Annotated in this window: 3 protein-coding genes; all 3 read right to left on the bottom strand. The window is 49.5% G+C overall.

Going from position 1 to position 26,775, the window contains the following annotated elements; genetic code table 11:
* Positions 1-64: 64 nt before the first annotated feature.
* The 3 genes from QM717_RS04150 to QM717_RS04140 all read right to left on the bottom strand — a co-directional run bounded on the left by QM717_RS04150 (position 65) and on the right by QM717_RS04140 (position 26,736).
* Positions 65-9,631, bottom strand: a complete 9,567-nt coding sequence (locus QM717_RS04150) for a GEVED domain-containing protein (protein ID WP_415035143.1) — start codon at positions 9,629-9,631, stop codon at positions 65-67.
* A 412-nt stretch (positions 9,632-10,043) separates the two neighbouring features.
* The gene (locus QM717_RS04145; RefSeq protein ID WP_415035141.1) at positions 10,044-21,215 is read right to left on the bottom strand and encodes a GEVED domain-containing protein; all 11,172 of its coding nucleotides are present in this window, start codon (positions 21,213-21,215) and stop codon (positions 10,044-10,046) included.
* Positions 21,216-21,357: 142 nt separating this feature from the next.
* Positions 21,358-26,736, bottom strand: a complete 5,379-nt coding sequence (locus QM717_RS04140; RefSeq protein WP_415035139.1) for a T9SS sorting signal type C domain-containing protein — start codon at positions 26,734-26,736, stop codon at positions 21,358-21,360.
* Positions 26,737-26,775: the final 39 nt, after the last annotated feature.

Here is a 26,775-nt window from a genome sequence, read left to right as displayed (position 1 = left end):
GCATACCAAATAAAAAAAGCCCCTCCGTTTCCGAAGGGGCTTTCTATTAAAGATAATTTAGGTTTTATCTCTTGATCACGCGAAGCGTCTTCACGACATTATCCTGCGTCACAATCACATTGTACACGCCCGATGGATAGTTCGATCCGATTTTCTCCACGCTCAGGTCCTCAAGCTTGACTTCCCTCGACTCGATCAACTTGCCGAGCATGTCGTACACCATCAACTGCACGTTGCCCTTGTTCGATGTCATGACATCGATGCCAAAGTCGGCAGTGAATGGGTTCGGCATCGCCTGGGCCCTGAACAGATCAGATGAGCTCTGTCCTGTTCCCGCAGCCACCTTGGCCGTTCCGCCTGGGGCCGTGATCTCGCAGGCATCACCGAACGGCGACCAGGTACCGGTAGTCATCACCGCAACACGTACGGTATACAGTGCGCCGGCCGTGAAGGCTGAAGACGGAACTGCATTGAAGACGAAGTAGTTGGTACTTCTGTCGATCGTGGTCGATGCGTTGTCTGACTGTCTGGTGATCTGGAAGCGGTACTGGGTAGCACCCGATACGCTCGTGGCGGCAATGGTCTGTGTTCCGGAAGTCGCAACACCACCACAGTTCACCAGTGAAGGCACCGCTGGGGATGAAACCTCACATGGAGATCCGTATCCGCCATAGGTTCCCGTGGTCTTCACGGCCACCTCGATGCGATAGGTCGTACCGTAGTTGTAACGGGTCAGCATCTGAAGGCTGAACCAGTTCTGCGTACGGTCGATCGTCTGCACCGCATTAGGGCCAGAGACGTCGGTCAGGTTGGTCACGCGGAAACGGTATCCGGTAACGCCCTGGATGCTCGTGGTCGCGATCAAGGTATTGATCTTAGGCAATGTGATGCCACACTGCGAAGGAGATACCGCCGCCGCTCCGCCTTCCTCGAGGATGGCTGGGGTAGACACGAAACAGTTCGGGCCGTAGTAGCCCAGCCACACGCCGTTGCGCTGCAGTTCGATCGCGATGGTATACGTGGTCGCATACGCATACGATGGGAACTGAGGCATGGTGAAGTGCGGCACGTTGGTCTCTATGGTCTGTACCTGTGCTCCGTTGGTCGCACGGATTCTCCATCTGGTGATGGTCGAGGCCGGTGCGATCGTCTGGATACCGATCAGTGAACCGATAGAGGTCAAGGTCGCCCCGCAAGAGGCCGCCAATAACTGGGTCACCAGTTGGTTGCCCTCGTCGAGGTTGCCGTCGCAGTTGTCGTCCACTCCGTTGTACAATACCTCGGCATGGCCTGGGTTGATCGCAGCAACGGCGTCGTTACAGTCGCCGCCTACGGCTGCATAGCCCGTAGGAGGTGTAGATGCGCTGGCAGCACACAATGATACAGGGGCTCCGGTTCCGTAGTGGTCACCGTCAACATCCACATAGAACGGATAGAATTGGTTCACCGTAATGGTAGTCGCAGCGCTGGTCGCTGGACATCCGGCCGATGAACTTACCGTGGCCGTATAAGAGGACGTCGTCGCCGGTTTGGCATAGACCGTAGCCGCCGGACCGCTCACGTATGGAACGGTTGCACCGGCGTCGGTGTAAAGTCCCGCCGCAGGAGACCAGGAAGGAATCAGCGAAGTCGTGAATCCGAATCTCATGTTAGGTCTTTGGTTACTAGCACCATTGACGCCATAAGTAGTTTGGCTATCAAATCCAGCAATACCTCCAGTCACGCTGTCTTTAGCACCATAATAAACCGTATTGGTTGCAGTAGTGGTGTTAAAGGTTGTTGTACCTGAACCGTTTCCTCCGTTTCCAGCATTGTGGACTGTTTCCACAACAAGGTTTGAAGTACCGTTCCAAGTATAAGGCGTAGTCAATGTAAAGGTTACCAAGCCTGTAGCAGAAGGAGTGTAGGTCGTAGGACCGTACACTGCCGTCGTTCCTGTAACAAATCCGGTCAAGGCAGTCAAGGCCGTGTTACCCATTCTGATGGTGAGGTTGGCACAAGCAGCGGCAGTAAATGCGCTGATGTTGAACGACACCGAGGTGATGTTTGAACCAGCAGCCAATCCCTGTGCAGTCAATTCAGATGCCGTGATGATCATCTGGTGTTTGGCTCCACCATAGAAACCACTGAACGGGTTTGGATAAGACAAGGTACCCTGTGAAGTAGTTCCCGCACCAAAAATTCCAGTTCCAGTCGTAGTACTCGACGTACCGATATTCAACGGAACAATATCACCGTTACAGATGGTAGTACTTGCCTGAGAAATCACAGGCGTCGCTGGCGTAGGATTTACTGTCAAGTTGAAAGCCGCAATGTTCTGACACAAGTCACCTGAAGATTGCACCCCAGTCAACGTATATGCAGTCGATGACGAAGCATTGAAAGTATAACCTGTAGCAGCCGTTCCGGTTACACCAGTTGAAGGCGTCCAGAAGTAGCTGTCGAAGTTGGCCAACGGCGAAGTGATGGTCACCAAGTTAGATGGCGTTCCTGAACAGATCGTTGCAGCCGCAGCACTGATGGTCAAAGCAGGCGGTGCAGTTACCGTAGCGGCAACTGTCGAACGTGCAGAAGAACACAATGTACCGTCGAAGATGATGTTCATACGGTTCACCGAAGTGGTTCCTGTTGTTGGAGCAACCGCATTCGACCATACTACAGTGTTTCCTGCAGTCGCTGTATAATACGTTTGCGAGTTGTTGATGTTGTCTGCTCCACTGTGTGAAATCTCAACAATTACGTTAGACGTACCGTTCCAGTCGAATGGCGTATTGAATGTAATTTTATTCAATCCCACTGCATGCGTATAGGTCGCAGGACCAAATACGGTTGGCAAACCAGTTACGAATGTTGTCGTTAATGTCGAACTCGCGGTAGTTCCCATTTTTACAATGAAGTTTGCGTTGTTCGCAGAATCTCCTAATGTTGAAATGTTCAAGGTAATCGATGTGATTTTTCCAGCAGTCAGACCCGCAGCAGTCAATTCTGCAGCAGTAAATACATGCTGGGCACGGTATTGCGGCCAACGGTTACAGAAAGCAGTCGGTTGTTCGGTTGCGACTGTCAAAGTCGTAGCTGTACCTACTTGTCCGTATCCTGCACCTCCTGCCGTTTCAGCCGCTACGTAGTAGTTGGTAGAAGCTGCAATCGAAGGTGTAGTGAAGTTGGTTCCTGTAAATAATGGCGCACCACCTGAAGCGGCGGCATACCATTTCAACACCGTTCCAGGCGAAGCAGTCGCGCTGAGTGCCACTGTACCGGTTCCACAACGGCTTCCAGGAGTGGTGGTCAATACCGCTGGCGTTACCACGTCGATTGTTTTAGACGCAGTATCTGCGAAAGCACCACCATTGGCACAAGTTACTCTCAAGTAATAAGTCTCAGGAGCAGTCAATACCGGTGTGGTATATGTTGGATTCGTAGCAGTCGCAATAGCACCACTTGAGTTGTACCACTGCAAGCTGATTCCATTTTGGTTTGTACTGTAGCCTGTTGCAGTCAAAACAACCGAACCGCTGGTACAAACGCTGTCCAAAGAAGCGCTGATGGTTCCGGCAACCGGAGTAGAACACTCTGGCAATGGAACGATATTTACATAGTAATCTTCGGCTTCACCGTCTGAGTCACTTGAAGCACCACAAGCTTGGGTAGCAGTCAAAACAGTGTCTTCACCACCTCTAACCCTCATTCTGGTTTTTCCAAGAACCGCTCCGGCTGGAATCGGAATAGCAATGACGCTGGTTCCGTTGGCCGTTGTTGCTCCTGCAGAAGCTGCAGTCGACAAGAACGCTTCCGAAGTATCGAAAACACCATTTTGGTTGAAATCCACCCAGATACCACAGTTGTTGGTCGTATCGTTACCAAAAGTAACCGAAACGTTTACCGTAGTCGAACGGGTAAAGTCAGGAATATTGACGTTTTCATAAACGGTATAGTAAGGAGACGGCAACGAACCTGTTGGGTTGTTCAAAGTTCCTACCGATACGTTGGCAATTTGATCCACAGTACCAGGTCCTGCGCCGTAAGTTGGCAAGCAGTAGTTGTTGATGGTCAATTGTCCTCCGTTAGAGTTCGAAGAACAGCCCACCGGTGAAGAAACAACAGCCCTGTAGTAACGTGCCGAGCTAACCGCAACGGTACCGCTGGTCACCACTGACAAAGTCGCGGTCGTAGCGTTGTTGTAGGTTACACCAGCAGGTGTACCGTTTACAACGTTGCTGTAAGGACCAGCCAATGCCGTAGCATATTGCCACTGGTAAGTTGGCGAACCTGCAGAAGTACCTACGGTAAAAGTAGCAGTGTTGCCACCGAAAACCGAAGTATTGGCCGGTTGTCCGGTAATAGCAGGTTGGTTGATGATCAATTGCGCGCCTTGTGACGGTACGTTGGCACATGGAGCCGTAGCATTGACCATTGCACGGTACAAGTAATTTGCTACTGGTGTAGCCGCAGTCGTATTGACGGTCAAATTCGCAGAAGAAGCGCCGGTGTAAGTAGCTCCGACTGGTGTGCCGTTTGCCACTGCGTTCCAGCTACCACCTCCGTTGGTTGACAATTGCCATTGGTATGATGCGATTCCACCTGAAGCACCTACGGTAAATACCGCAGAACCTCCTGTGTAACATACGGATTGTGCAGTAGGATCTGTATCGACAGAAGCCGATTCGATCACGAACAACGATGCAGGGTTAGACTCTGCCGTTCCGTTTCCGGTAACGATACATTTGTATCTCCAGGTGTTGTTAACCGAAGTTACGCCTGTCAATGTCAAAGTAGCCGTAGTAGTTCCTGAATACATGCCCGCATTAGAAAGGTTTTGCCAGTTGTCCCCACCTTGGTCTTCTTGCCATTGGTAAGTTTCAACATCTGGAGAACCTTCTACGGTGAATTGGGCCTCACCTGTTCCTGAATCACAGATCGTTACATTCGAAGGATGTGTTACAATACCAGTCTCACCCACGATCAAGATTGCAAGGTCAGAGATAACCGAGTTACAAACGCCGGTAACCACACACTGGAAGAAATAGTTGTTGAATGAAGCTGGTACATCGGTCAAGTTCAAGGTAGCCGTTGTAGCACCACTGAAATTGGTTCCGTCTACCACATCAGTAAACGTTTCACCGGTTTCGTCGGTATTGACTTGCCATTGGTAAGTCAAACCTGGGTTTCCAGTACCTGAAGCCACTACCGAGAACGAAGTGTTGCCCCCGATTGTCGTGGTTTGCGTTGGTGTACTTGAAACGATTTGAACCGGCTCGCTGATGGTAAGGTCATAGGTTTTAGCCGTGCTGCAACCTGTAACCCCATCGGTGACGGTGTAGGTGATGGTCACTGCACCAGTATCAACCGGAGTGACAACCCCAGATCCGCTTACTGTAGCGATGTCGATATCCGATGAACTCCAAACCCCTGTAGGCGTTACGTTAGACAAAGTCAACGTATCTGGCATACAGATGTTGGTTGCGTCTCCAGGTGCAGTAATGTCTGCCACTGTTGGCGCTGCATTAACCGTAAATGTACCGGTGCTTGCAGCCATCGTGTTCGGATCGGTCACCGTGATGAATCCGGTAGCGCCAACAGAAGCCGGAGCTACTGCCGTAATTTGTGTATTGCTGTCCACGTTGAAGCTCACAGCAGGTACACCGTTAAAGTCTACCCCTGTTACGTTGGCCAACATGGTACCAGTAATTACCACTGTTCTTCCGGCTGCGTCAGCATTTTGACAAACAGACATAGGAGCGAAACTGGTAATGGCCGGCGGAGCAGCGATCACGGAAATATCATCTACGAACAAATAGAATCTGTCCGCAATTGAATAGGCATTGAATCCGATGTAGTAAACGCCAGTTGCAGTAGGCGTGAAATCTACGGTATTCGTTACCGGAACAGAGAAGTTCACATTCGGATGGTCTGCAATTGCATTGGTCATCGCAGCGTTACCCGGAGAAGTGCCATAAGCTACCTTGAGTCTTTCCACAAAAGTAGTTCCGGTACCTCCGTAACGGTAAGAAATTCTATACGTTGTGTTGGCAGTCAAGTTCAATCCTCTGGTATACCACCAAGCATTGGCAGCGCTAGAAGAATTGTAAACATAGTTCAACGCATTGCTCAAGAAGCCATACGAAGCGCCATTGGTTGAACTGGTGATCCAGTTGTTTCCTGTACCTGCATTCTCGATAGTCGTACAAGTCGGAATAGCCGGAGCTGTTGTAGATTCAAAGTTCTGGGTGTATGGAACGTTGGTCGCATCACAAACTGTTGAGAACACATATCCGGTGCTCCAGTCGCTGAATACGCCAGTGCTGCACTCGCTTCTTACATACAAAGTGTATGAAGTCGCAGCAGTCAAACCAACCACATCATCGTTCAAATCACCTGTCAACGTCGAGCCTGATGCAGTTGCACCACCTGAACCTGGCGTTCCTGAAGTTCTCACTTCATATTGGTATCCTACTCCAGCCGCCGCAACAGATCCCCAAGAAACGGTAGCTGTTGTAGTAGTGAGCGCTGAAGCTCCCAATCCTGTCGGAGCGACACAAGTGTTCATTACAGTGAAAGAAGTCTCGTTGGCAGCACCACAAGTTGGCATACCGTTCGCATTTTTAGGAACTACATACCAATAGTAAGTGGTAAGGCTGCTCAAAGCCTGACCTGCAGTCAAAGTATACGAAGTCGAAGTGGCACCTGTTGTACTGGCCAACAAAGTAGTCGGACCTGAAGTAGTACCCAAATAGATATCGTAACCTTCCGCATAAGATACCTGAGCCCATGACAAGGTAGGTGTAGTGCTTACCCCAGTCGCCGCGTTAGACGGCGAAGAATTCGTCGTACAAGTCGGGATCGGGTTGAAGAAGCAAATAGAGAATTGGCTGTTGCTCACCGGAGCGCCGCTCACCCCAGAAGGATGACGGTATACCCTGATGTAATACTCCTGACCTGCAGTTGTAGTCAAAACCACTTGCTCGGTCACGCCTGTACTTCCGCCGTTCACACAACCAATCGGTGTCAACACCAAGTCGTTGCCGCCACAAGTTCCAGAAGCGATCGTATAGCCTTGCAAAGCCACGTCGAATCCAGGAACCGCTGTAACGGTAGCCCCGTGCGTGCTTGAAGTAGCAGTAAACTTGAACCAAACGTCGTTTACAGTAGCCGCACCACTACAAGTTGGTGTAGTCACCCCATTTGAAGTCGTGTTGGTCGCATTCAAAATGCTGGTTGTACTGGTCACCGCCGTATCATTGTATGGTGTACAAGTTGTAGATGGTGTCAAGGTAATAGCCCCACAAGGATTGTCGTTTGCCGGTGGAGGCACCACAAGGCTCACGCAGATGGAGAAGTCAGGCACACCACCAGAAGTAGTATTACCAGTTGCAGGAGCTGCTGTGTTGGCTCCCGTACCTGCATGATAAACCCTTACATAGTAAGTAGTGTTGGCCAACAATCCTGCTGCTGTCAGCGTTTCTGTAAATCCTTCAGCAGTCGCGTTCACGCAACTGATGCTGGTCGTACCTGCATCGCTGAACAATTGAACTACCGCATTGTATCCGCCACCGCCCAACAATTTGATGGTGTGGTCGGCCACGAAGTTGCCTGTGGTAAACTTGAACCATACGTCGTCGTCAGGTGTACCTGGCGTACCCGCGGTACAAGCCGTGATACCCGCCGAAGCAGTTGCCCCGTTTGACGTATAGTACGTTCCGCAATAAGTTGTACATGGAGAAGAATTGACGCCCAAGGTGATCGCACCTGCCGGCTCATCATTCAACAAAGTTGGCGCAGAACCTGCCCCGCTGTAGTTGCCCGGTGTGAACGTATACTTGACGTTACAGTCCAGGAAGCGGTCGAGGTTGTTTTTGGCCACGTTCGAGAAGTTTTGAACATTGTCAACCTGTTGTGATTGGAGTTGAACTACTGTCGGGCTGGCGCTTACAGTTGCTCCGTTCAATCCAATCGTATAACCGTAACCATAATTTGCGGTACCGTTGAACAATTCCATCGTTCCATAAACATATTCAACAACTCCAGTAGTTTCGTAAAGCTTAACCTGGAAATTGAGGTTTGGACCTGCGTTGTTGAACGTTTCCGAACCAATCCATTCTACCGTAAATACGCGGTTTGGAGATGATCCTGTAGTCAAATATTTAATAGAAGCCTGCAAACCTGCGAGTGTACCCGGGTTTCCAGCAGTTACCAAATCTTCATAGAATGGCGCCAAGGTCAAATAAGTTCCTGACGATGTAGCTGTGAATGTATTGTTCTCATAATTGTACGGAGCAGTCGTATTTCCGATAGATGAAGTTCCTGTATTAAACGTAACAAAACCGTTGGTAGAAACCAATACGTTCTGGTAAGTTCCTCCTTTGTAACTGAAGTTGAACCCAATCGGCACGTTATTACTCATGTTGTCATCGGTATTGTTTCCGTTTCTCCAACTTGAGATTGAGCTACCGGTTGCGGCAATTGACGTAAATGTCGCAGCCGTTTTGGCAATATCAAACGAACAGTTGACACTGCTCGCCGTCGCTACGTTGGTGTAATCGAATGCACCGCCGTTGGTACAAGTCACTTTGGCCCTGTAGTATCTGGTAGCCGAAAGTGTTGGTGGTTGATAAGTCGCGCTCGTAGCACCTGAACCGCCTACGGCATTGGCCCATGGATCACCTACTCCATTATCATCTGATTCTTCCCATTGGAAAGCAATGTTGGCTACACCTGTCGAATAACCTGTTATGCTGATGGCTCCTGGTGCAGAACCCGAACAAAAACCAATAGCCGAAGGAATAGTTCCCGGTGTAGGCGTACCTGCACAAGAAGGTGGCGGAGACCAAGTGAAAGTCAAGCCTGATGCCGGCAAGATGGTATTCAACGTGGTCATCGTGGCACTGTTAGAAGTACCCGCAGTCGAAGAAGCCCAGTTTGTCGTTGTCGTTCGGTTGTTGTAATCGGCAGCCGAACCACCTCTCAAACCTGTTTGGAGCGTGTAAGAAGTCGTGCTGGTCGCCGTACAAGTTCCGTAACGGATTTGAACCTGGTTGGTTCCTTCATACAAACGAATCTGAAAATTCATCACGTCACCCGAAATGGCGCCAAGGCTGTACCTTCTGGCGTTGTTCCATTGTATAACGAGTACACGGTTTGGCGAACTTCCCTCAATCCCTGAAACTACAGTAGATGAGTTGCTGATCAAGTCGCGGGCAAAAGCCGCAACCGCACCGTTATAGGCCGTTGCATCTGACAATGGCGTGTACAGCGTAGTAGAAGAAACCGTTGTTCCAAAAGTCAGATACCCGTTCGAATTGACACTGACAGAGGTGAAGTTGCCTCCATTGTAAACAAAGGTAAATGGAATACTTACGCTTGCCACATTGTCATCCCAGCCCGAAGCATGAACGGTTGCCGGAGATCCACCCAACGGAACATAGGTTGCTGTGGATTGTGCAAATGTGTAACCTGAAATCTGAGCTTGTAAATTGCCTCCAGCCAAGAGGCCAATCAGCAACAACAAACTCGTCAGCCACGTCGTTCGTGACCTTTTCCAGGGAATGGTTGGCGGCGAGCCAATGACATCCCCCACATCTTTTTTGAGCCAGGTATCCCTACCATTTCTCAAAGAATTGTAGTTTATAATCATAAATTAAAAAATTGGGTTAAAATAAGTTACTGAATGTAGAAAAATTTTATTTAAGACTTTCTTAACACATAAAACTAATCGTTAAAGTGTTGTGTTTTATCGATAAAAAGCGTTAAAATTAACAGGTTTTTATTACATATATATTTAAAAAATAAGCGAAACCCTTAGCAAACAGTAAACTGTACCCAATATTATTACATTTTAGAAAGGCTTGATAGCCAATTTTTAATCCATAAAACCAGGCAGAACAAAAACAAAAGCCGGTTTTAATTTGATTCATTCGGATTGTCTGAAAAAGAATTCTCCAAACAACAATATAAAATTCTTGTCCATTGCATCTGAAACAATCGCTGTTGCACAAAAAAAGCCCCTCCGTTTCCGAAGGGGCTTTCTATTAAAGATAATTTAGATTTTATCTCTTGATCACGCGAAGCGTCTTCACGACATTATCCTGCGTCACAATCACATTGTAGACACCCGATGGATAGTTCGATCCGATTTTCTCCACGCTCAGGTCCTCGAGCTTGACTTCCCTCGACTCGATCAACTTGCCGAGCATGTCGTACACCATCAACTGCACGTTGCCCTTGTTTGATGTCGTGACATCGATGCCAAAGTCGGCAGTGAATGGGTTCGGCATCGCCTGGGCCCTGAACAGATCAGATGAGGTCTGTCCTGTTCCCGCAGCCACCTTGGCCGTTCCGCCTGGGGCCGTGATCTCGCAGGCATCACCGAACGGCGACCAGGTACCGGTAGTCATCACCGCAACTCGTACGGTATACAGTGCGCCGGCCGTGAAGGCTGAAGACGGAACTGCATTGAAGACGAAGTAGTTGGTACTTCTGTCGATCGTGGTCGATGCGTTGTCTGACTGTCTGGTGATCTGGAAGCGGTACTGGGTAGCACCCGATACGCTCGTGGCGGCAATGGTCTGTGTTCCGGAAGTCGCAACACCACCACAGTTCACCAGTGAAGGCACCGCTGGGGATGAAACCTCACATGGAGATCCGTATCCGCCATAGGTTCCCGTGGTCTTCACGGCCACCTCGATGCGATAGGTCGTACCGTAGTTGTAACGGGTCAGCATCTGAAGGCTGAACCAGTTCTGCGTACGGTCGATCGTCTGCACCGCGTTAGGGCCAGAGACGTCGGTCAGGTTGGTCACGCGGAAACGGTATCCGGTAACGCCCTGGATGCTCGTGGTCGCGATCAAGGTATTGATCTTAGGCAATGTGATGCCACACTGCGAAGGAGATACCGCCGCCGCTCCGCCTTCCTCGAGGATGGCTGGGGTAGACACGAAACAGTTCGGGCCGTAGTAGCCCAGCCACACGCCGTTGCGCTGCAGTTCGATCGCGATGGTATACGTGGTCGCATACGCATACGATGGGAACTGAGGCATGGTGAAGTGCGGCACGTTGGTCTCTATGGTCTGTACCTGTGCTCCGTTGGTCGCACGGATTCTCCATCTGGTGATGGTCGAGGCCGGTGCGATCGTCTGGATACCGATCAGTGAACCGATAGAGGTCAAGGTCGCCCCGCAAGAGGCCGCCAATAACTGGGTCACCAGTTGGTTGCCCTCGTCGAGGTTGCCGTCGCAGTTGTCGTCCACTCCGTTGTACAATACCTCGGCATGGCCTGGGTTGATCGCAGCAACGGCGTCGTTACAGTCGCCGCCTACGGCTGCATAGCCCGTCGGAGGTGTAGATGCGCTGGCAGCACACAATGATACAGGGGCTCCGGTTCCGTAGTGGTCACCGTCAACATCCACGTAGAACGGATAGAATTGGTTCACCGTAATGGTAGTCGCAGCGCTGGTCGCTGGACATCCGGCCGATGAACTTACCGTGGCCGTATAAGAGGACGTCGTCGCCGGTTTGGCATAGACCGTAGCCGCCGGGCCGCTCACGTATGGAACGGTTGCACCGGCGTCGGTGTAAAGTCCCGCCGCAGGAGACCAGGAAGGAATCAGCGAAGCGGTGAATCCTAAACGGATGTTCGGTCTTAGGTTGCTCGCACCGGTATTGGTGTATGGAGCAGCTCCGTCAAATCCTGAGATTCCTCCAGCCACACTGTCTTTGGCGCCGTAGAAAACCGTATTGGTCGCGGTAGTTGTTGTCAAAGCCCTGGTGCCTGAACCGTTACCGCTGTTGCCTGCGTTGTGGATCGTCTCGACGATGATGTTTGAAGTTCCGTTCCAAGTGAAAGGCGTAGTCAGCGTAAAGTTAACCACACCGGTAGCGGTAGGCGTAAATGTAGTAGGGCCGTACACTGCAGTAGTTCCCGTCACAAATCCGGTCAAGGCGTTGAGTGCAGTATTACCCATTCTGATGGTAAAGTTCGTACAAGCCGCATTGACAAATGCACTGATGTTGAATCCGACAGAAGTAATGCTACTTCCAGCCACCAATCCCTGTGCAGTCAATTCAGATGCCGTGATGATCATCTGGTGTTTGGCTCCACCATACCAGGCGCTGAATGGGTTCGGGAAAGAAGTCGTTCCCGGAGCCGTAGTTCCAGTTCCAAAGGTAACTGCTGCAGAGGTTGTGCTTGATGTTCCGATGTTCAACGGCACAATGTCACCATTACAGATGGTAGTGCTAGCCTGAGAAATTACAGGCGTCACAGGCGTAGGATTAACCGTAACATTGAATGTCGCCGAGTTCGTACACTGACTACCCGAAGATTGTGAGACATTCAACGTGTAGTTGGTGCTTACCGAAGGATTGAAAGTAAATCCTGTAGCAGCGGTTCCGCTCACACCAGTGGCCGGGGTCCATACATAAGTATCATAATCTGCAACGTTAGAAGTCACATTGACTACAGGTGTAGAACTTCCTGAACAGATTGTAGCAGCAGATGAACTGAGCGTGAATGCCGGAGCAGTATTAACTGTCGCAGTCACCATGGTTCTTGCCGAGGTACATCCGTTGGAGAATACCCAACTGTAAAGACCCATCCAGTAATTCTGGTCGAAACCATTTCCTGTGATGCTTGCTACGGCAGAAGTAACCGGATATACCGCACCTGTCGTATTCCTATTGATACCGCCTGTAGGCAATGTATCGGTGTACAGGTTGTAAGTACCTGGCGTCAATGGTGTATTCAACACAATGACCTGAGGTGTTGCACCACCACTCACATTTGTGGTATAATTGGTCGTTGAAACAACCGTACCTGTCGTAGAGGTTCCTTGTCTTACGGTAATCACACCATTTTGACCAGAAGTCGATGGATAGATGGTTACCGATTGAATGGTCGTTGCAGCCAAAACATTAAAGTTGATGTTCCAAGCCACCGTTTGTGAACCAATCGTACCGCCTTGAGCCGTTGGCGAAGCAGGGCCCATCGTCACGCTACCGCCTCCTGTTGAAGCGTCAACATAGTAGTTGGTAGTGGTTGAAATAGACGGTGTCGTGAAGTTGGCACCCGTGAACAATGAAGCACCACCTGATGAAGCCGCATACCAGTTCAGGGTCGTACCTGCCGATCCGGTTGCACTCAAGGCTACAGTTCCAGTTCCACAACGTGCACCCGGAGTAATACCGGTCACCGATGGATTATTGACCGTAATCGTCACTGGAGCAGTATCCGAGAAACCACCACCGTTGGTACAAGTCACCCTCAAGAAATAAGAAGTAGTGGTTGTCAAGGTTGGTGTGGTAAAGGTCGGATTGGTTGCCCCGCTGATCGGTCCATTGCCATCATGCCATTGGATGGTTACCCCAGTTACCCCTGGCGCATAACCTGTAGCAGTCAAGACGCTGGTTCCTGAAAGACACAATTGCGATTGAGAAGCCGAGATGGTTCCAGCAACCGGGTTTCCGGTACAGGCTGGTTTAACCAAAACGGTGAAGGAATAATCTTCCACTTCCCCTCTTCCCGATCCAAACGGACCGCAAGGGTTTGCCGGACTACCCGTATTGAAATCCATCAAGATACGCATTCTGGTGGTACCCGGAAGGGCTCCAGCCGGAACGGTAAAGGTTCCATTGTGCGGCGTAGTGCTGGTGAAAGTACTCGTATTGTACATTCTTTCCGAAGCATCAAAAACCAAATCCTGGTTCCAGTCTACCCAGATGGCCACCCCTACAGAAGTTCCTACCAGAACTGCGCTGAAGTTGATCGGATCGCCTTGGTACTGGGAAGCACCTTGTGCAATGAAGTTTCCATAACCCGAGGTCGAGAAACCGGTTGTTGGATTGCTGATGTTAGACACTCCACCGGTTGTTGAGAAACCGTTGAAATAAGAAGATGTGCTTGTAGCAGCCACTGGTGTACAGTAGTTTACAATTGTCAATTGTGCGCTGGCCGAAGTCACCGAACATCCCACCGGGGAAGAAACGATCGCCCTGTAGTAACGGGCAGTACTTGCCGCAGCAGCGGTTGTAGTGACTACACCAAGGGTCGCAGTATTGGTTCCTGTATAAGTAACCCCCGCTGGCGTACCGTTGGCAACAGCCGTCCAAGGACCACCGGTTGCCGTAGCATATTCCCATGCATAAGCTGGTGCACCAATCGTATTGGCCGAAACCGTAAAACTGGTTGAAGCTCCTGCATTCACCGAAGCGTTGGCTGGCGGTGTCGTGATGCTTGGCGTATTGATCATCATTTGTGCAGGTCCCGAAGTAGCAGGTCCACAAGGCGCCGCACTGTTCACAATAGTGCGGTAGAAGTACGTACCCGCTGTTGGCGTTGCCGCTGTAGTGGTTACGTTCAGAGTTGCCGTAGCCGCACCTGTATAGCTCGCTCCTACTGGCGTACCATTGGCTACTGTGTTCCAAGGGCCAGATGCCGAAGTCGAATATTGCCAAACATAAGAAGCAATATCCCCTGAAGCAGCGACATTAAAGCTAGTCGAACCACCTGTGTAACAAACATATTGTGCGGTTGGATCGGTATCAATAGTAGCAGCCGACACGACGTTCAAAGTCGCCGGGTTGGATTCTGCCGTACCATTACCGGTCACGATCACTTTGTATCTCCAGTTGTCGTTGGCAGAAGTCACGCCGGTCAACGTCAAAGTAGCCGTGTCCACACCTGAATAGATTCCGCCGTTGGAAAGGTTTTGCCAGTTGTCACCACCTTGGTCTTCTTGCCATTGGTAGGTTTCCACATCTGGCGATCCAACTACCGTAAAGCTCGCAACAGCGGCACCATTGTCGCATACCGTTGGCGGCTGCGGATGCTCGATGATTCCTGTTTCCCCAACGATCAAGATCGCAAGGTCAGAAATTACTGTGTTACAAGCCCCAGTAACGATACACTGGAAGAAATAGTTGTTGAAAGAAGCTGGCACATCGGTCAAGCTCAAGGTAGCCGTATTGGCACCACTGAACACACCTCCGTCAACCACATCGTCGAAAGTTTCACCGGTTTCATCAGTGTTGACTTGCCATTGGTAAGTCAGGCCCGGTGTTCCCGTACCCGTAGCCACAACTACAAACGAAGTATTGCCGCCGATAGTGGTGGTTTGTGTAGGTGTACTTGAAGTAATTTCTACCGGAGCATTTACCGCCACCTCATGGGTTTTAACGGTAGAACATCCATCGGCAGTGACGGTGTAAGAAATGGTAACCGTTCCTTCGGCAACCGGAGTCACGATACCTGAAGGGCTAACCGTTGCAATCTCAACATCCGAAGAACTCCAAACTCCCGTAGGGGTAGGATTGGAAAGCGTAATCGTGTTGGTATTTGGCAAACATACCGAAGAATCGCCAGTGATGTCCGCTACCGTCGGGTTTCCGAGGGTAACAGATACGTTCTGGGTCGAGCTACAATTCGCTGTATTGGTTGCTGTCGCGGTGTAAGTTGCCGGCGCAGTCAATTTAGCATAAACCGTATTGGTTACCGTACCGGTGTAAGCGATTGTAGCCGCCGCATCGGTATACAAATTGGCAGTTGGAGACCAAGTGATTGTAGCCGGAGTAGCCGGTACAAATGAATATGTGGTTCCACTTGGAAGATTAGTCTCGGTTACAGTCGTATTCTCGGTAGTTGTAGAAGAAGTCGAAGCACTTGGCGGAGAAGCCGGCGTCATACTTCTGTAAGTACCTACAGCACCAGAGTAGCCCACTGAAGCACCTGCAGTCAACGTAGCACTCCTAGGTCCGTAAATGAATTCGATTCCTCCGGTGGCTTCATACAATCTTAATTGCATCGAAAGGGTCGGAGAAGTTGTCGAACCGGTAGAACCTACGTGCATGTCTGTCCATTGGACCGTCAAAACGCGGTTTCCGGCTGAACCTGTAGTCAGGTATTGCAATGAGCCGCCTACCGTATTGTTGTCATCCCAGAATGGCGCAATGATGTTGGCTCTTGTGGCCAATGCATTCGTAGATGGTAGCCATCCTGACTCTGTATTGTTGACATAAGACAAAGTACTGCCCAATTCGATGAATCCATTCGAAGAAGCGGCAAATACCGTATATGGATTACCGTTGTAATTGAATGTAAATCCGATTGGAAGGTTTCCTTGTGCAAAATCGTCACCGATTGCCGTGGTAGCCGTTCCCGAAATCGGGGTATATGTACCAGCGCTTCCGGTAAATGCATAGTTAGGGAAAGCCACCGAAGGCGTTGCTGCCGTCAAGGTGCTCACTTGTCCTGAACAAATGGTTGCAGGTGTAGCCGTTGCCGATGTAATTGTCGGAGCCGCCACAACGCTCACCAAAACCGAAGCCGTGTTCGTACACAAGCTTCCGCTGGTTTGGCTGGCTGTCAAAATGTAATTGGTTGAAACCGAAGGACTGAAGGTATAACCTGTAGCCGCAGTTCCGCTTACGCCCGTGGATGGCGACCAAGAATACGTATCAAAATCAGCAACGTTCGAAGTGATGGTCACCAATGAACTTGAACCTCCCGCACAAGCATTGGCCGTAGAAGTACTCAAAGTCAATGCCGGAGCCGGGTTTATCGTAGCCACAATTGGCTGACGTGAGCCCACACAAGCAGAAACACCATTAAACGTGATGTTCAAACGTTTGTTCGACAATGATCCGGTTGTACCAATGGTACCCGTAGTACTGTAAATAACGGTATTTCCGGCAGTTGCAGTATAATAGGTAACCGAGTTGTTGGTGGCATTGGCACCCGCGTGCGAAACGTCAACCACCAAATTAGACACCCCATCCCAGTTGTACGGTGTTGTCAAGTTGATTGTGTTGATTCCAACCGCATGCGTATAAGTGACTGGACCATATACCTGGGTCAAACCAGTAATGTAAGTCGTGGTCAAGGTGGTACTGGCCACAGTTCCCATCGAAACGATGAAGTTCGAATTCGTAGCCGCATCACCCAAAGTAGTGATGTTGAACGCAATCGAATTGATCTGGCCGCCATAAATACCCGCAGCATTCAATTCGGCTGGTGTAAATACGTACTGTCCTTTGTAGTTTGTCCATCTGTTGCAGAAAGCCGTTGGCTGCTCTGTCGCACTGGTCAATGTCGTGTCACCACCAACAGTAAGCGAATAAGACGTTGGAGGCGTACTGGCCGCAACATAGAACGTGGTCGTTCCAGTGATGCTTGGTGTTACAAATGGTGAACCCGTTGCCAATGAAGTACCGCCCGAAGCGTTTGCATACCACATTACTGTATCAGCCCCAGCAGCAGTAGCCTGTAAAGAGACCGTACCTGCCCCACATCTTGTGCCTGGCGTGGTTGAAACCAGCGTCGGGCTATTGACCGTGAAAGAAATAACGTTAGAATAACTCACCAAAGCACCGTTCACACATTCTACTTTCAAACGGTAAGAAGTGTTGGCCGTTACCGTTGGGCTAAGGTTCGTGTAAGCGCCAGATGGTGATCCGATATCTACTGGTGAGGCAAATCCTGGATCAGCAGATGACTGCCACAGGTAAGTAGTTCCTGAACCAGATGAAAAACCAGTCGCAGTAATTGTAGGAGTACCTGTTACACAGAATGAAGTTGGGCCAGAAGAAATGGTTCCTGCTACCGCTGTTGTACATCCAATAGCAGCTCCGGCAAATTCATCCGCCCCGATATCAGGGGTAGTAGCATTACGCGCATCTCCATCAAAGTCATCGGTTACAATGGCTATGCTGGCTCCGCCGCCTTCGGCATAAGTCGGAGTGCTGGTATTGATGTGAAGAAAAGTAGCATCCGAACCGGTTGTACTCACGAAAGTAGGCAATTCGGTCACTGAAGCCTGATCGCGGGTTACCATCCTGATCTTGAAGGCCGCCAATGTCTGGTCAGAATTGGTTCCGTCAAAATAAATCAGGTTATTGGCTCCCGGCGTACCTGCATAAAGCAAGTTTCTATTCGAAGCACTATCATAGGTACCCAAAGTTGTGGACGAACGTTGGTAAGCGATCGCTTTACCGGTTCCGTTTGGCGTCGATTGGTTGCTGAAAATGTTATTTCTCAGATTAACCGTACTGCCTGTATTGGCATACACCGCAGCCGAACCAAAGTTTGTTCCTCCAGCACCCGTAACGTGAATCGTATTGTTGTAGGCATTAAATGTTCCTGTGGTTCCTGAAAAATTCAAACCAACAACAGACGCGGCTGGTGCTGTAAGACCAGAGGCTGTAGCCGTAAGACCACCAACGAGATTGTTGTAAATATTGTTGGTCGTTCCAGATTCAACCGAAATACCATTTACAATTGATCCGGCACCCGTAGAAGCGGTCAAACCGTATACTTTATTTTTGAAAATATTGGTCGGTGCACCCAGCAGGCTTCGGATTCCATAAACCGTAGCGCTACCAGTTGTGGCGTTCGAATAGTTCAAATTGTAAAACGTATTGCCACTAATGTTCTTAACAGCCGATGCAGTGGTATTCGTGTAAAAACCTGCAACCATGTTACTTGTCGCTGCAGCGGTATTGTTAACCGACATCGACAAATTGTAAATCTGATTGTTGGTCAAATTCTCTACGGTTGGCGAACCGAAGTTGTAGTAACCATACAAAATGGAAGCACTTGTACCGCCCGAACCGGTCGCCGTAATTGCATTGTCGAAAACCTGGTTGCCCGACACCGTTGCCTGTGTTGTTGTTGCGCGCAAACAGTGCATCGTAGCGATAGCTGTAAAAATCGTATTGCCGCGTACAATGTTATTGTTCATGGTCAATGTGGTAGGCGTACCCGATTCGTAGATTCCCGTAAAAGTACTTGTTCCCGTACTTGCAGCAGCACCTATAGAAATCGAATTGGCTGTTGCGCTACCGATGTTGTTATTGCTGACTGTTCGGGCTGTTGGCGAACCTGAAAAATAGATTCCATATACTACATAACCGATTGTCGCTCCACCCGTTGCGGTAATCGAAGCCACAGTGTTGTTTCGCACATCGAGTGATCCAGCCGATGCACCTACAATACCGGTTACCCAACCACCCGATGTAGTAGAGGTTACAGTAATCGATCCGTTGCCCGTTGAAGAACCAATCGTGTTTCCGGTAACTGTTCCTACATTGACCGTTCCGGCTGTAATGTTGATTCCACTAAAAATTCCAGGAGAAGTGGTGGTTCCGCTGGAAGTGGTCAAGGCGATGTTGCGCACCACGTTATTTTGCACATTAGAAACGGTTCCGGTACCTGCGCTCAAGGTAATACCCCTGAACAAAGTGGCTACAGTTCCGCCCATTGTATAGGCAGTACTTCCCGCACTGGCAGCCGTACCTCCGATAAAGTTTCCAGAAATGGTATATCCACTTCCGCCGCTTCCGTTGGTAATGTTAATTGCTGTATGCGTGTTGCCAGTGGTATAAGTGCGTGATGCCGTTTGATAAACGCTATTTCCAGTGATGGTCCAACCGGCATTACCCGAAGCCACCAAAATACCATTGGTCGCATTGCCGGCACTAAAGAAATTGTAGATGTTACAATTCGTTACCGTGTTGTTGTCATTGTAAGTTCCAGCATTGGTAGTGGTTCCGGCAGAATAAATTCCGTTGGCCGGCGTGGCACTGCTGTCCTTGATGTCGCAATTCTCGATCGAGTTGTTGTCGTTACCTCCTGTTCCTGTAGTCGTACCAAAGACAATGGTTCCGCTGGTTACAGAAGTGTTGGCACTCTGGATCGAGCAATACTTGATGACGTTGTTTGATGCATCATTGACGAATTGCACCGCATAACTGGTACCTGCATTCGTATTGGCAATGACCAAATCCATCGGTCCGGTCTGGTTGACACGTCCGTCTATGGTAACCTTACTTGAATTGTTTAAGTTGAGCGTGCCAGTGGCATTGTTGCTCGTAATAGACAATCCGGATACGATTGGATACACTTTTACATTGAACGTACCCACCGAAGCAGTGTTAGAACCTACAATAGGGTAAGTTTCTGGTGTAGCTGGATAACCCGTAGCCAAACGCAGTTCAATGTTGCCGGCCAATCCGTTTGAATTGATGGCGGCAAACGCCTGCGTCAAGTTGTCGTAATCTCCGCCTGTCCCAATGGTTTTAAGACCGGAAAGGGTTCCTGCTGTGGTCGATGCCGAAGCAGAGGTAGCCGCACTCGGCACTTCCGCTATTGCGTTCACCCGCCAGAAATAATTCGTTCCCACCGACAATCCGGTGGCGTTGTAAGTAATCGCATTGGCTGCCGTTGTGGTAATCAAAGTGTAGTTGATCCCATCGGTAGACCTGTAAATCGAAAAACCAGTTTCATTGGCCGAATTATCAGCCCAGTTCAAGGTCATTCCCGTAGCCGTGATTGCCGTGAAGTTCAATCCTGATGGTGCTGTAGGAGTTGTCGGTGTAAAAGTATAAACCCTTCTGCTTCCATTGGTCAAGGAACCAATATCAGAAAGCAATGGCGAACCTGTGGTAGTTCCGCTTCCTGCCGCAAAAGTAGTAGTTGCTAATGTGGCATTCGGAACAAATGTTGGAGATGCCCCAATCACAACATGTCCTGCAGTCGTGGCTGTATTGCTCGATGCAATATAAACGCCTCTTGCAGCAGTACTCGAGTTGGCATTGTAGATGGCGCCGTAAACATAATCGATTGCATTACTGCCCTCGCTCAACCAAGCCTGCATGTTGCCTGCGTTGGTAAGGCTAAACGACCATCCAACATAAAACGCGGTCCATTCAATGACCAACTTTCTGTTCGGAGCTGTCCCGATTACTTTCATCAACATTCCGTTATTGACTTCATTGTCTCCCGAAAAGGCGGCCAATGTATTGACACCTGAGGAATAAGAAGTAATACCTGTTGTTCCAATGGCCGTATCACCTGCAGAAGTATGCAGCTTCACCTGACCATTTGAGTTGGCACTAAAATGGGTATATCGCACCCCCATAAACCAAAAATCGAAACCAATCGGCTGCACCGTAGTGGATGCCGAATCGTTGTTACCGGTCATAATTGAAGTGGCACCGGTTGTCAAATCTTCCAAGCTACCGGTAGTAGACGTGGAAAACACATAATTGGCTATGCTTTGTGCTTTGACCAGTTGACTCGTCGTCAACGATAAAAACACAATCATACAAGCAAGCCAACGCGTCAGCTTGCTTCTCCAGGAGCCCCCAGGCGGTGAGCCAGTGAGGTCTCCTACGTCATTTTTGAGCAAAGTATCCCTACTACCGCCCAAAGAATTGTAGTTTATAATCATAAATCAAAAATTGGTTAAATAAATAAAAAAGGAATATTATCTTAATTGGGATAAGGCGACATGGCCGCTAAAGGAAATGACTCCAGAGGAAAAAAAACCTCCTTTCTTACGGAAAGGAGGTTAGTCAAATTTCCGCTGAAATTTAATAAACTATTTTCTTCGTTACGATTACGTTGTCAGTCGAGGTGATTTGAACCAAGAGCACTTGTTGGGCAGCCAACAGATTGGATATTTCCGTTTTGCTGCTGTTGATGTTGTCTTTGGTCAGGATTTCGCGTCCTCTCAAATCAAAAACCTTAACCGATTTCATCGTGATGTTCGAAGTCTCCACATGGATGGTTTGTTTGTCTTTGTAAACTACAACCGCATTTTCGTCAAATGTTGGGTTGGTTACCGCCAAAGTGCTTCCCGAGAAACGCAATGCGAAACGGGTGTTGACTGTACCGGTTTCGGTAGTAAATGTATAAGCACCCTGCTTGAGGTCATGGACTACATTGAGGAGTTTGTCTTCAAGATAAACCGCTTCGGTGGTAAACAATCCATCGAGATCGGCGATGGCGATTTGGAAGGTACCAGCAATGTTGCTCCTGTAACCCAATGGGATTTCTTCGGTATCATTGAACGGCAATGCCCTTCCTTGGATCGTCAATTTCGTATTGTCCACAATCGAGTACAAGGCAATAACATTACCCGCCTCAACGAGTTCCCCATCAAAACCAGGGTCGATGTTATTGGTTGCATTTTGGATGTATCCGACGAGCGCTTGCTTGTAAGCCCCTTGCTCGTTTTTCATTTCGAGCCATACACGGTGTCTTTCCATTCCGTCCTCGGTAGACACGGCATTGTTGTTTGCGGCACCTTGACCCATTCTGTAGAAACGATCATTGTTACCCGCTACACGCATCGAGTTTTTGAAGGTAACGTTACCGCTGGCTGCCACCTTGACCATGAAGGATTGTCCGGCAGCGATATTTCCGTTTGGCGCCAAGTTGTTGCAAGTTGGGCAACCTGCCGAAGCAGCCGGGCTTCCAGTTCCTACCCCACCTGAATAGTTCCAGCTTGCATAGTCATCCTGCGTATACTGTAAGGCGGTAATTGGTGTGTTGTGTGTCCAGAAATACAAAGTCGTTCCTGAACCCAAGGCTGCCGTATTGGAAACATCCGAAATAAACAAGTTGGCACTGATCGCACTCGGATAAGGGTTCCCGATACAATCCAAATCTTGGGTTGGGCTGTTGCGACCCACCGATACTACAATATTTCCGTTGTTTGGTGTACCACCGCCGTGGACCACGCCATCATAACCAAAGAAAGTACTGAATGGTTGCGGGGTAGCCGTAAAACTTTGCGGAGCACGAATGATGTAGCCTCGACCCACCGTCATTGTGGTACTTCCAGGTGCCGCAACCGATGTCCATTGGTAGGTACCGGTATTGAACCAGAAATATTTATCTGCTAAAGTACCCAATGATACTTTGGACAGGATTTGCGCATTGACCGGCGAAGACCAATAGGTATAATCGTAAATGCGCATTGGCGTCGTGATTCTTCTGTAAATCATGTCTCCTGAATTCGGCACGGCGCTGTTTACTTGAAGCAAGCTGGCATCATCCTGGAAAATCAGGTTGGCAGCAGCGTTGATTGTCACTGCATTCTGTACAGTGAAAGTAACCCCTGAATTGACGGTTACCGTACCGGCCTGAACATCAACCGAACATGCGCTCATGTTGGCCGTCATCGTATAGTTTCCGGTGAAAATAACCTGTGTATTGATGTTTGGCAAACCGTTGGACCAAACCGAACCATTGTAAGTCGTCGATGGAACAGTGATCGTATGCACTTGCGAATAAGCATTGGCGCAACCACCTACACTGATAACCGCCCTGTAATAACGGGTCGCTGTAAGTGTTCCAATGGTAGCTGATGGCAAAGTAGTAAGACCTGCAGTACCCGGAATATTGGTGACTCCAACCGTAAAGGCGGCATCGCTGGCATATTGCCAATAAAGCACGCTCCCTACCACAGTTCCCGTTGTAATGACGATATCGGCTGCCGCTCCCCCACCGCAAACGGTCTGGCTGGTTACTGGCATCGTACCACCGCTGATTGGCGTAACGGTAATGGTCGCGTTTGTACTGGTTGTACAACCCAATCCGCTTTGTGCACTGGCGGTATAAACTGTCGTTGTCGAAGGCAAGGCATATACGGTTAATGCTCCCGTTCCTGCTACGTATTCTGTCCCTGGCGTCGCTGCTGCCGTGGTGTACAAACCAGTCACCGGAGACCAGGTGATTGAAGTGGTCGCACTTCCTGAAATCACAAAGTTATCGATACCCCAACCCCAATCCCAGGTTGCGTCGTATTTGAATCTCACGTAAGCAGTCGCATAAGTTGTATAAGGAGTCAAATCAAGAACCGAATTGACCCAGTTGGTTTCGGTACCCAAATCACCGGTATTGCCATAAACCTGTAACGTTGTCCATGGCCCTGCGATGTTGTTGGCAATCTGAACCGTTCCGCCTTCGGGACCATTGAAATAATTATAAAACTGCCAGAAACTCAACGAAGCCGTGGTATAACCCGTAAGGTTGATTGGCGGTGAAGTCAATGTAGTAGCCGTAGTCGTTCCAATTCCCGGCGCATCACTTTCGGTGAACGCAAACTGGGAATTGTCGTTACTGTGCAGCGCGGTAATAAACGGAAAATATCCGTCAGGCGCCAATACCCAGTCGGCTGATGCTGGGTTACCACCTGATGTAGCATTGGTCGTTGTCCAACCAGGTGCCGTTCCATTGAAGTTTTCGCTGTAAATCGATACCCCAGAAACGATACCGCCACTGGCCGTCAATTGTTGCGCCACCTGCCCTTGGCATACGGTTGCCGATGCCGGCGTAATCGTAATTGGTGTAGGCGGTTGGTTAACGGTAATGGTAATTGAAACCGTAGTGGTTTGGAATGTGGTCGTGTTGAAACCAGTCAACACATAAGTATTGGTCGAAGTCGGCGTAAAGGTATAGTTTGGCGCTGTACCTGAAATTCCACCATTTGGTGACCAAGAATATACGTTGTAATTCGACAAAACTGACGTAATGGTAACCGGTACCGAATCTCCACTACAAATCGGCGGAGGCGTTGCACTCAATGTCAATGCCGGTGGTGCAGTGGTCACGAAGATGCTGTAATCCTCAAAAGCCATGTACGGGCCTGTTCTACAAGGTGTCAATGCTGGCGGGAAAATCACCCCGTCGTCAATTCCTCCAATTCTCAATCGGTGTTGTCCAAGAATCGCAGCACCAGGTACTGTAAAGCTTAAGTTCAAGGTTGCTGGGTTGGTGCCAAGGGAAACGCCCGAAGCCACTTCTTCACCTGCATCGACAAAGTCACCGTCATTGTTCCAGTCTACCCAAATTTTGGTCTCATAGGTAAAACCAGTTCTGTAGGTAATCGAAACCGGAACAACAGCACCTTGGTAAACCGTCGTCGACAAATTGGAATAGTTGCCATAGTTTCCTGGCTCAATGCCTGTGTTGTTGTTGATCGTACCCATGGTCACGTTCGTGATACCATTCGGATCTTGAGAACCCGTTCCGGCCGGGGTACAATAGGTCACTGACGGCACACTTGCCGTAGTAAATGTTCCCATCACCGACCAACCGCTATAATCCCCACTTCCACAGTTGGAACGAACCCAGAAGTAATAAGTGGTTGCTGGTGTCAATGAAGCCAAGTTCGCGATTACGGTTCCAGCCCCCACAGAACCCGTAGGTGTGGTGCTTCCCGTAGGCGGTGTTGATGATGTACTTACATAATAGTTGTAGCCGCTTCCCGGAGCCAAAACTGGCGCCGTCCAGTTGATGGTAGCCGAAGTACCCGTCAAGGCACCTGCGTTCAAGGCCGTTGGAGCAATACAAGTAGATTCTCTCAAATCGATATCATCCAGTAAGAGCGTAGCATTGCCCGCAAGACTGTAATCATTGAAACCAATGTAATAAACACCCGTAGAGGCCGGCACGAAATTGATTACGTTGGTAAAAGGACCGTCCTTGACCGTTGGATGGTCCGCCAGAGATGTACTCGTTGCGGCCACATAAGGCGCAGAATACATACGCACGGACATACTTTGCTCGGTGGTAGGGAATTCGTTGGATGCACCATATTTATAAGACAGTCGGTAGGAAACTCCCCCGGTAAGTTGGATTCCTTCTATGAAATAAGTCGTATTGTTGTCAAAAGAACCTCCGGTGGTACATTGTGCATGTCGCGTGAGGAATCCATAAGGTCCTGGCGACGGGATAGCCGTATTGGTCACCCATCTTCCCAAAGGCGCCACTTCCCCGGTCAAATCCTCTACCTTGTTACAAGGCGGAATGGCAGGAATAACAAAACCTGATTCAAAATTCTGCGTATAAGGCAACGGTGCGTATGGTGTACACAATGTGGTAAAACTACCCGCAGCACTCCATCCACTCAAGCCGCCACAATCTGAACGCACATAAATATAATATAAGGTATTGGCTGTTAAAGCCGAAACCGGTGTAGTAAGAACACCTGCCCCTACTGTACCGGTCGCTACCGTACCCGCTACCGGATAGGTCATGTTGATGTTGTTCGGTGCCGTTGTCGTCACCAAATATTGGTATCCATTGGCAGGAACCGGGTTTGGTGCCACCCAGGTAATCGTTGCCGAATCATACGAAATCAAAACCGGCGTAGCTCTGGCCGTACGTGGTGCAAAACAAGTCGGAGGTGTCCAGGTCAATCTGGTCACAGCCGTGATACAGGCCGCAGCAAATCTTGTCGTTACCGTCTGCGTGTTGAGTGTTCCTCTGGCAAAAACCGGGCTGGCCGTAGCCCATGCCCCGCTTACCGTATAGTTTTTATTGTTGAAGTCTGTGTTGTTTTCACCACGAAGCCCGACCTGCCCGGTTTGCGCAACGGTCTGTGTCGCATTCGTACCTGAAATATTGTACTTGATATCAATAACACCTGGATCGGTTACGTTAGCCGGATCCGATTCATGCAAGATGATCTGCATGTTGATTGGCGTATTGGCAATGGTCGATCGGTATGCCGTCCATTGCACTGTAAAAGTTCGGTTGCCGACCGCCCCTTGGGTTTGACGCAAAACGTCAACGCCGGCACCTTTTAAATCTTTCGCATAAGCGGCAATCACCCCTTCATAATTATTGATTGGTGCCGAAATCGGCGTCCAGTCACCTGTTGGAGCCCCGGCAGCAGCAGCCGCTGGCGCAGAACCGAAAGTGATGAATCCGTTGAAGGAAATGTAACAAGTCGTATAGACTTTGCCATTGAAATTGAAATTGAACCCAAGCGGGATGGCGCCCGAAACAGCATTGTCTAACGTTGCCGCTACGTTGGTTCCAAAAACACCTGTTGCAGCAGGTGTCACAATCGCCGTGTAGGTTTGTCCCACCCCGGTTCCTGTCGGAACGTACGAACTCACTTGTGCCTGGAGGCCAAAACCGGCCATGCAAAACAAGGCGAGCAATATGCTCTTCAAATGAAACAATCGGGGATTACTTTTTTCTGCGGGACTACA

The sequence above is a fragment of the Flavobacterium sp. genome (assembly GCF_047602195.1).
Taxonomy (GTDB): Bacteria; Bacteroidota; Bacteroidia; order Flavobacteriales; family Flavobacteriaceae; genus Flavobacterium.
This window is presented reverse-complemented; position numbering and strand designations above follow the sequence as displayed.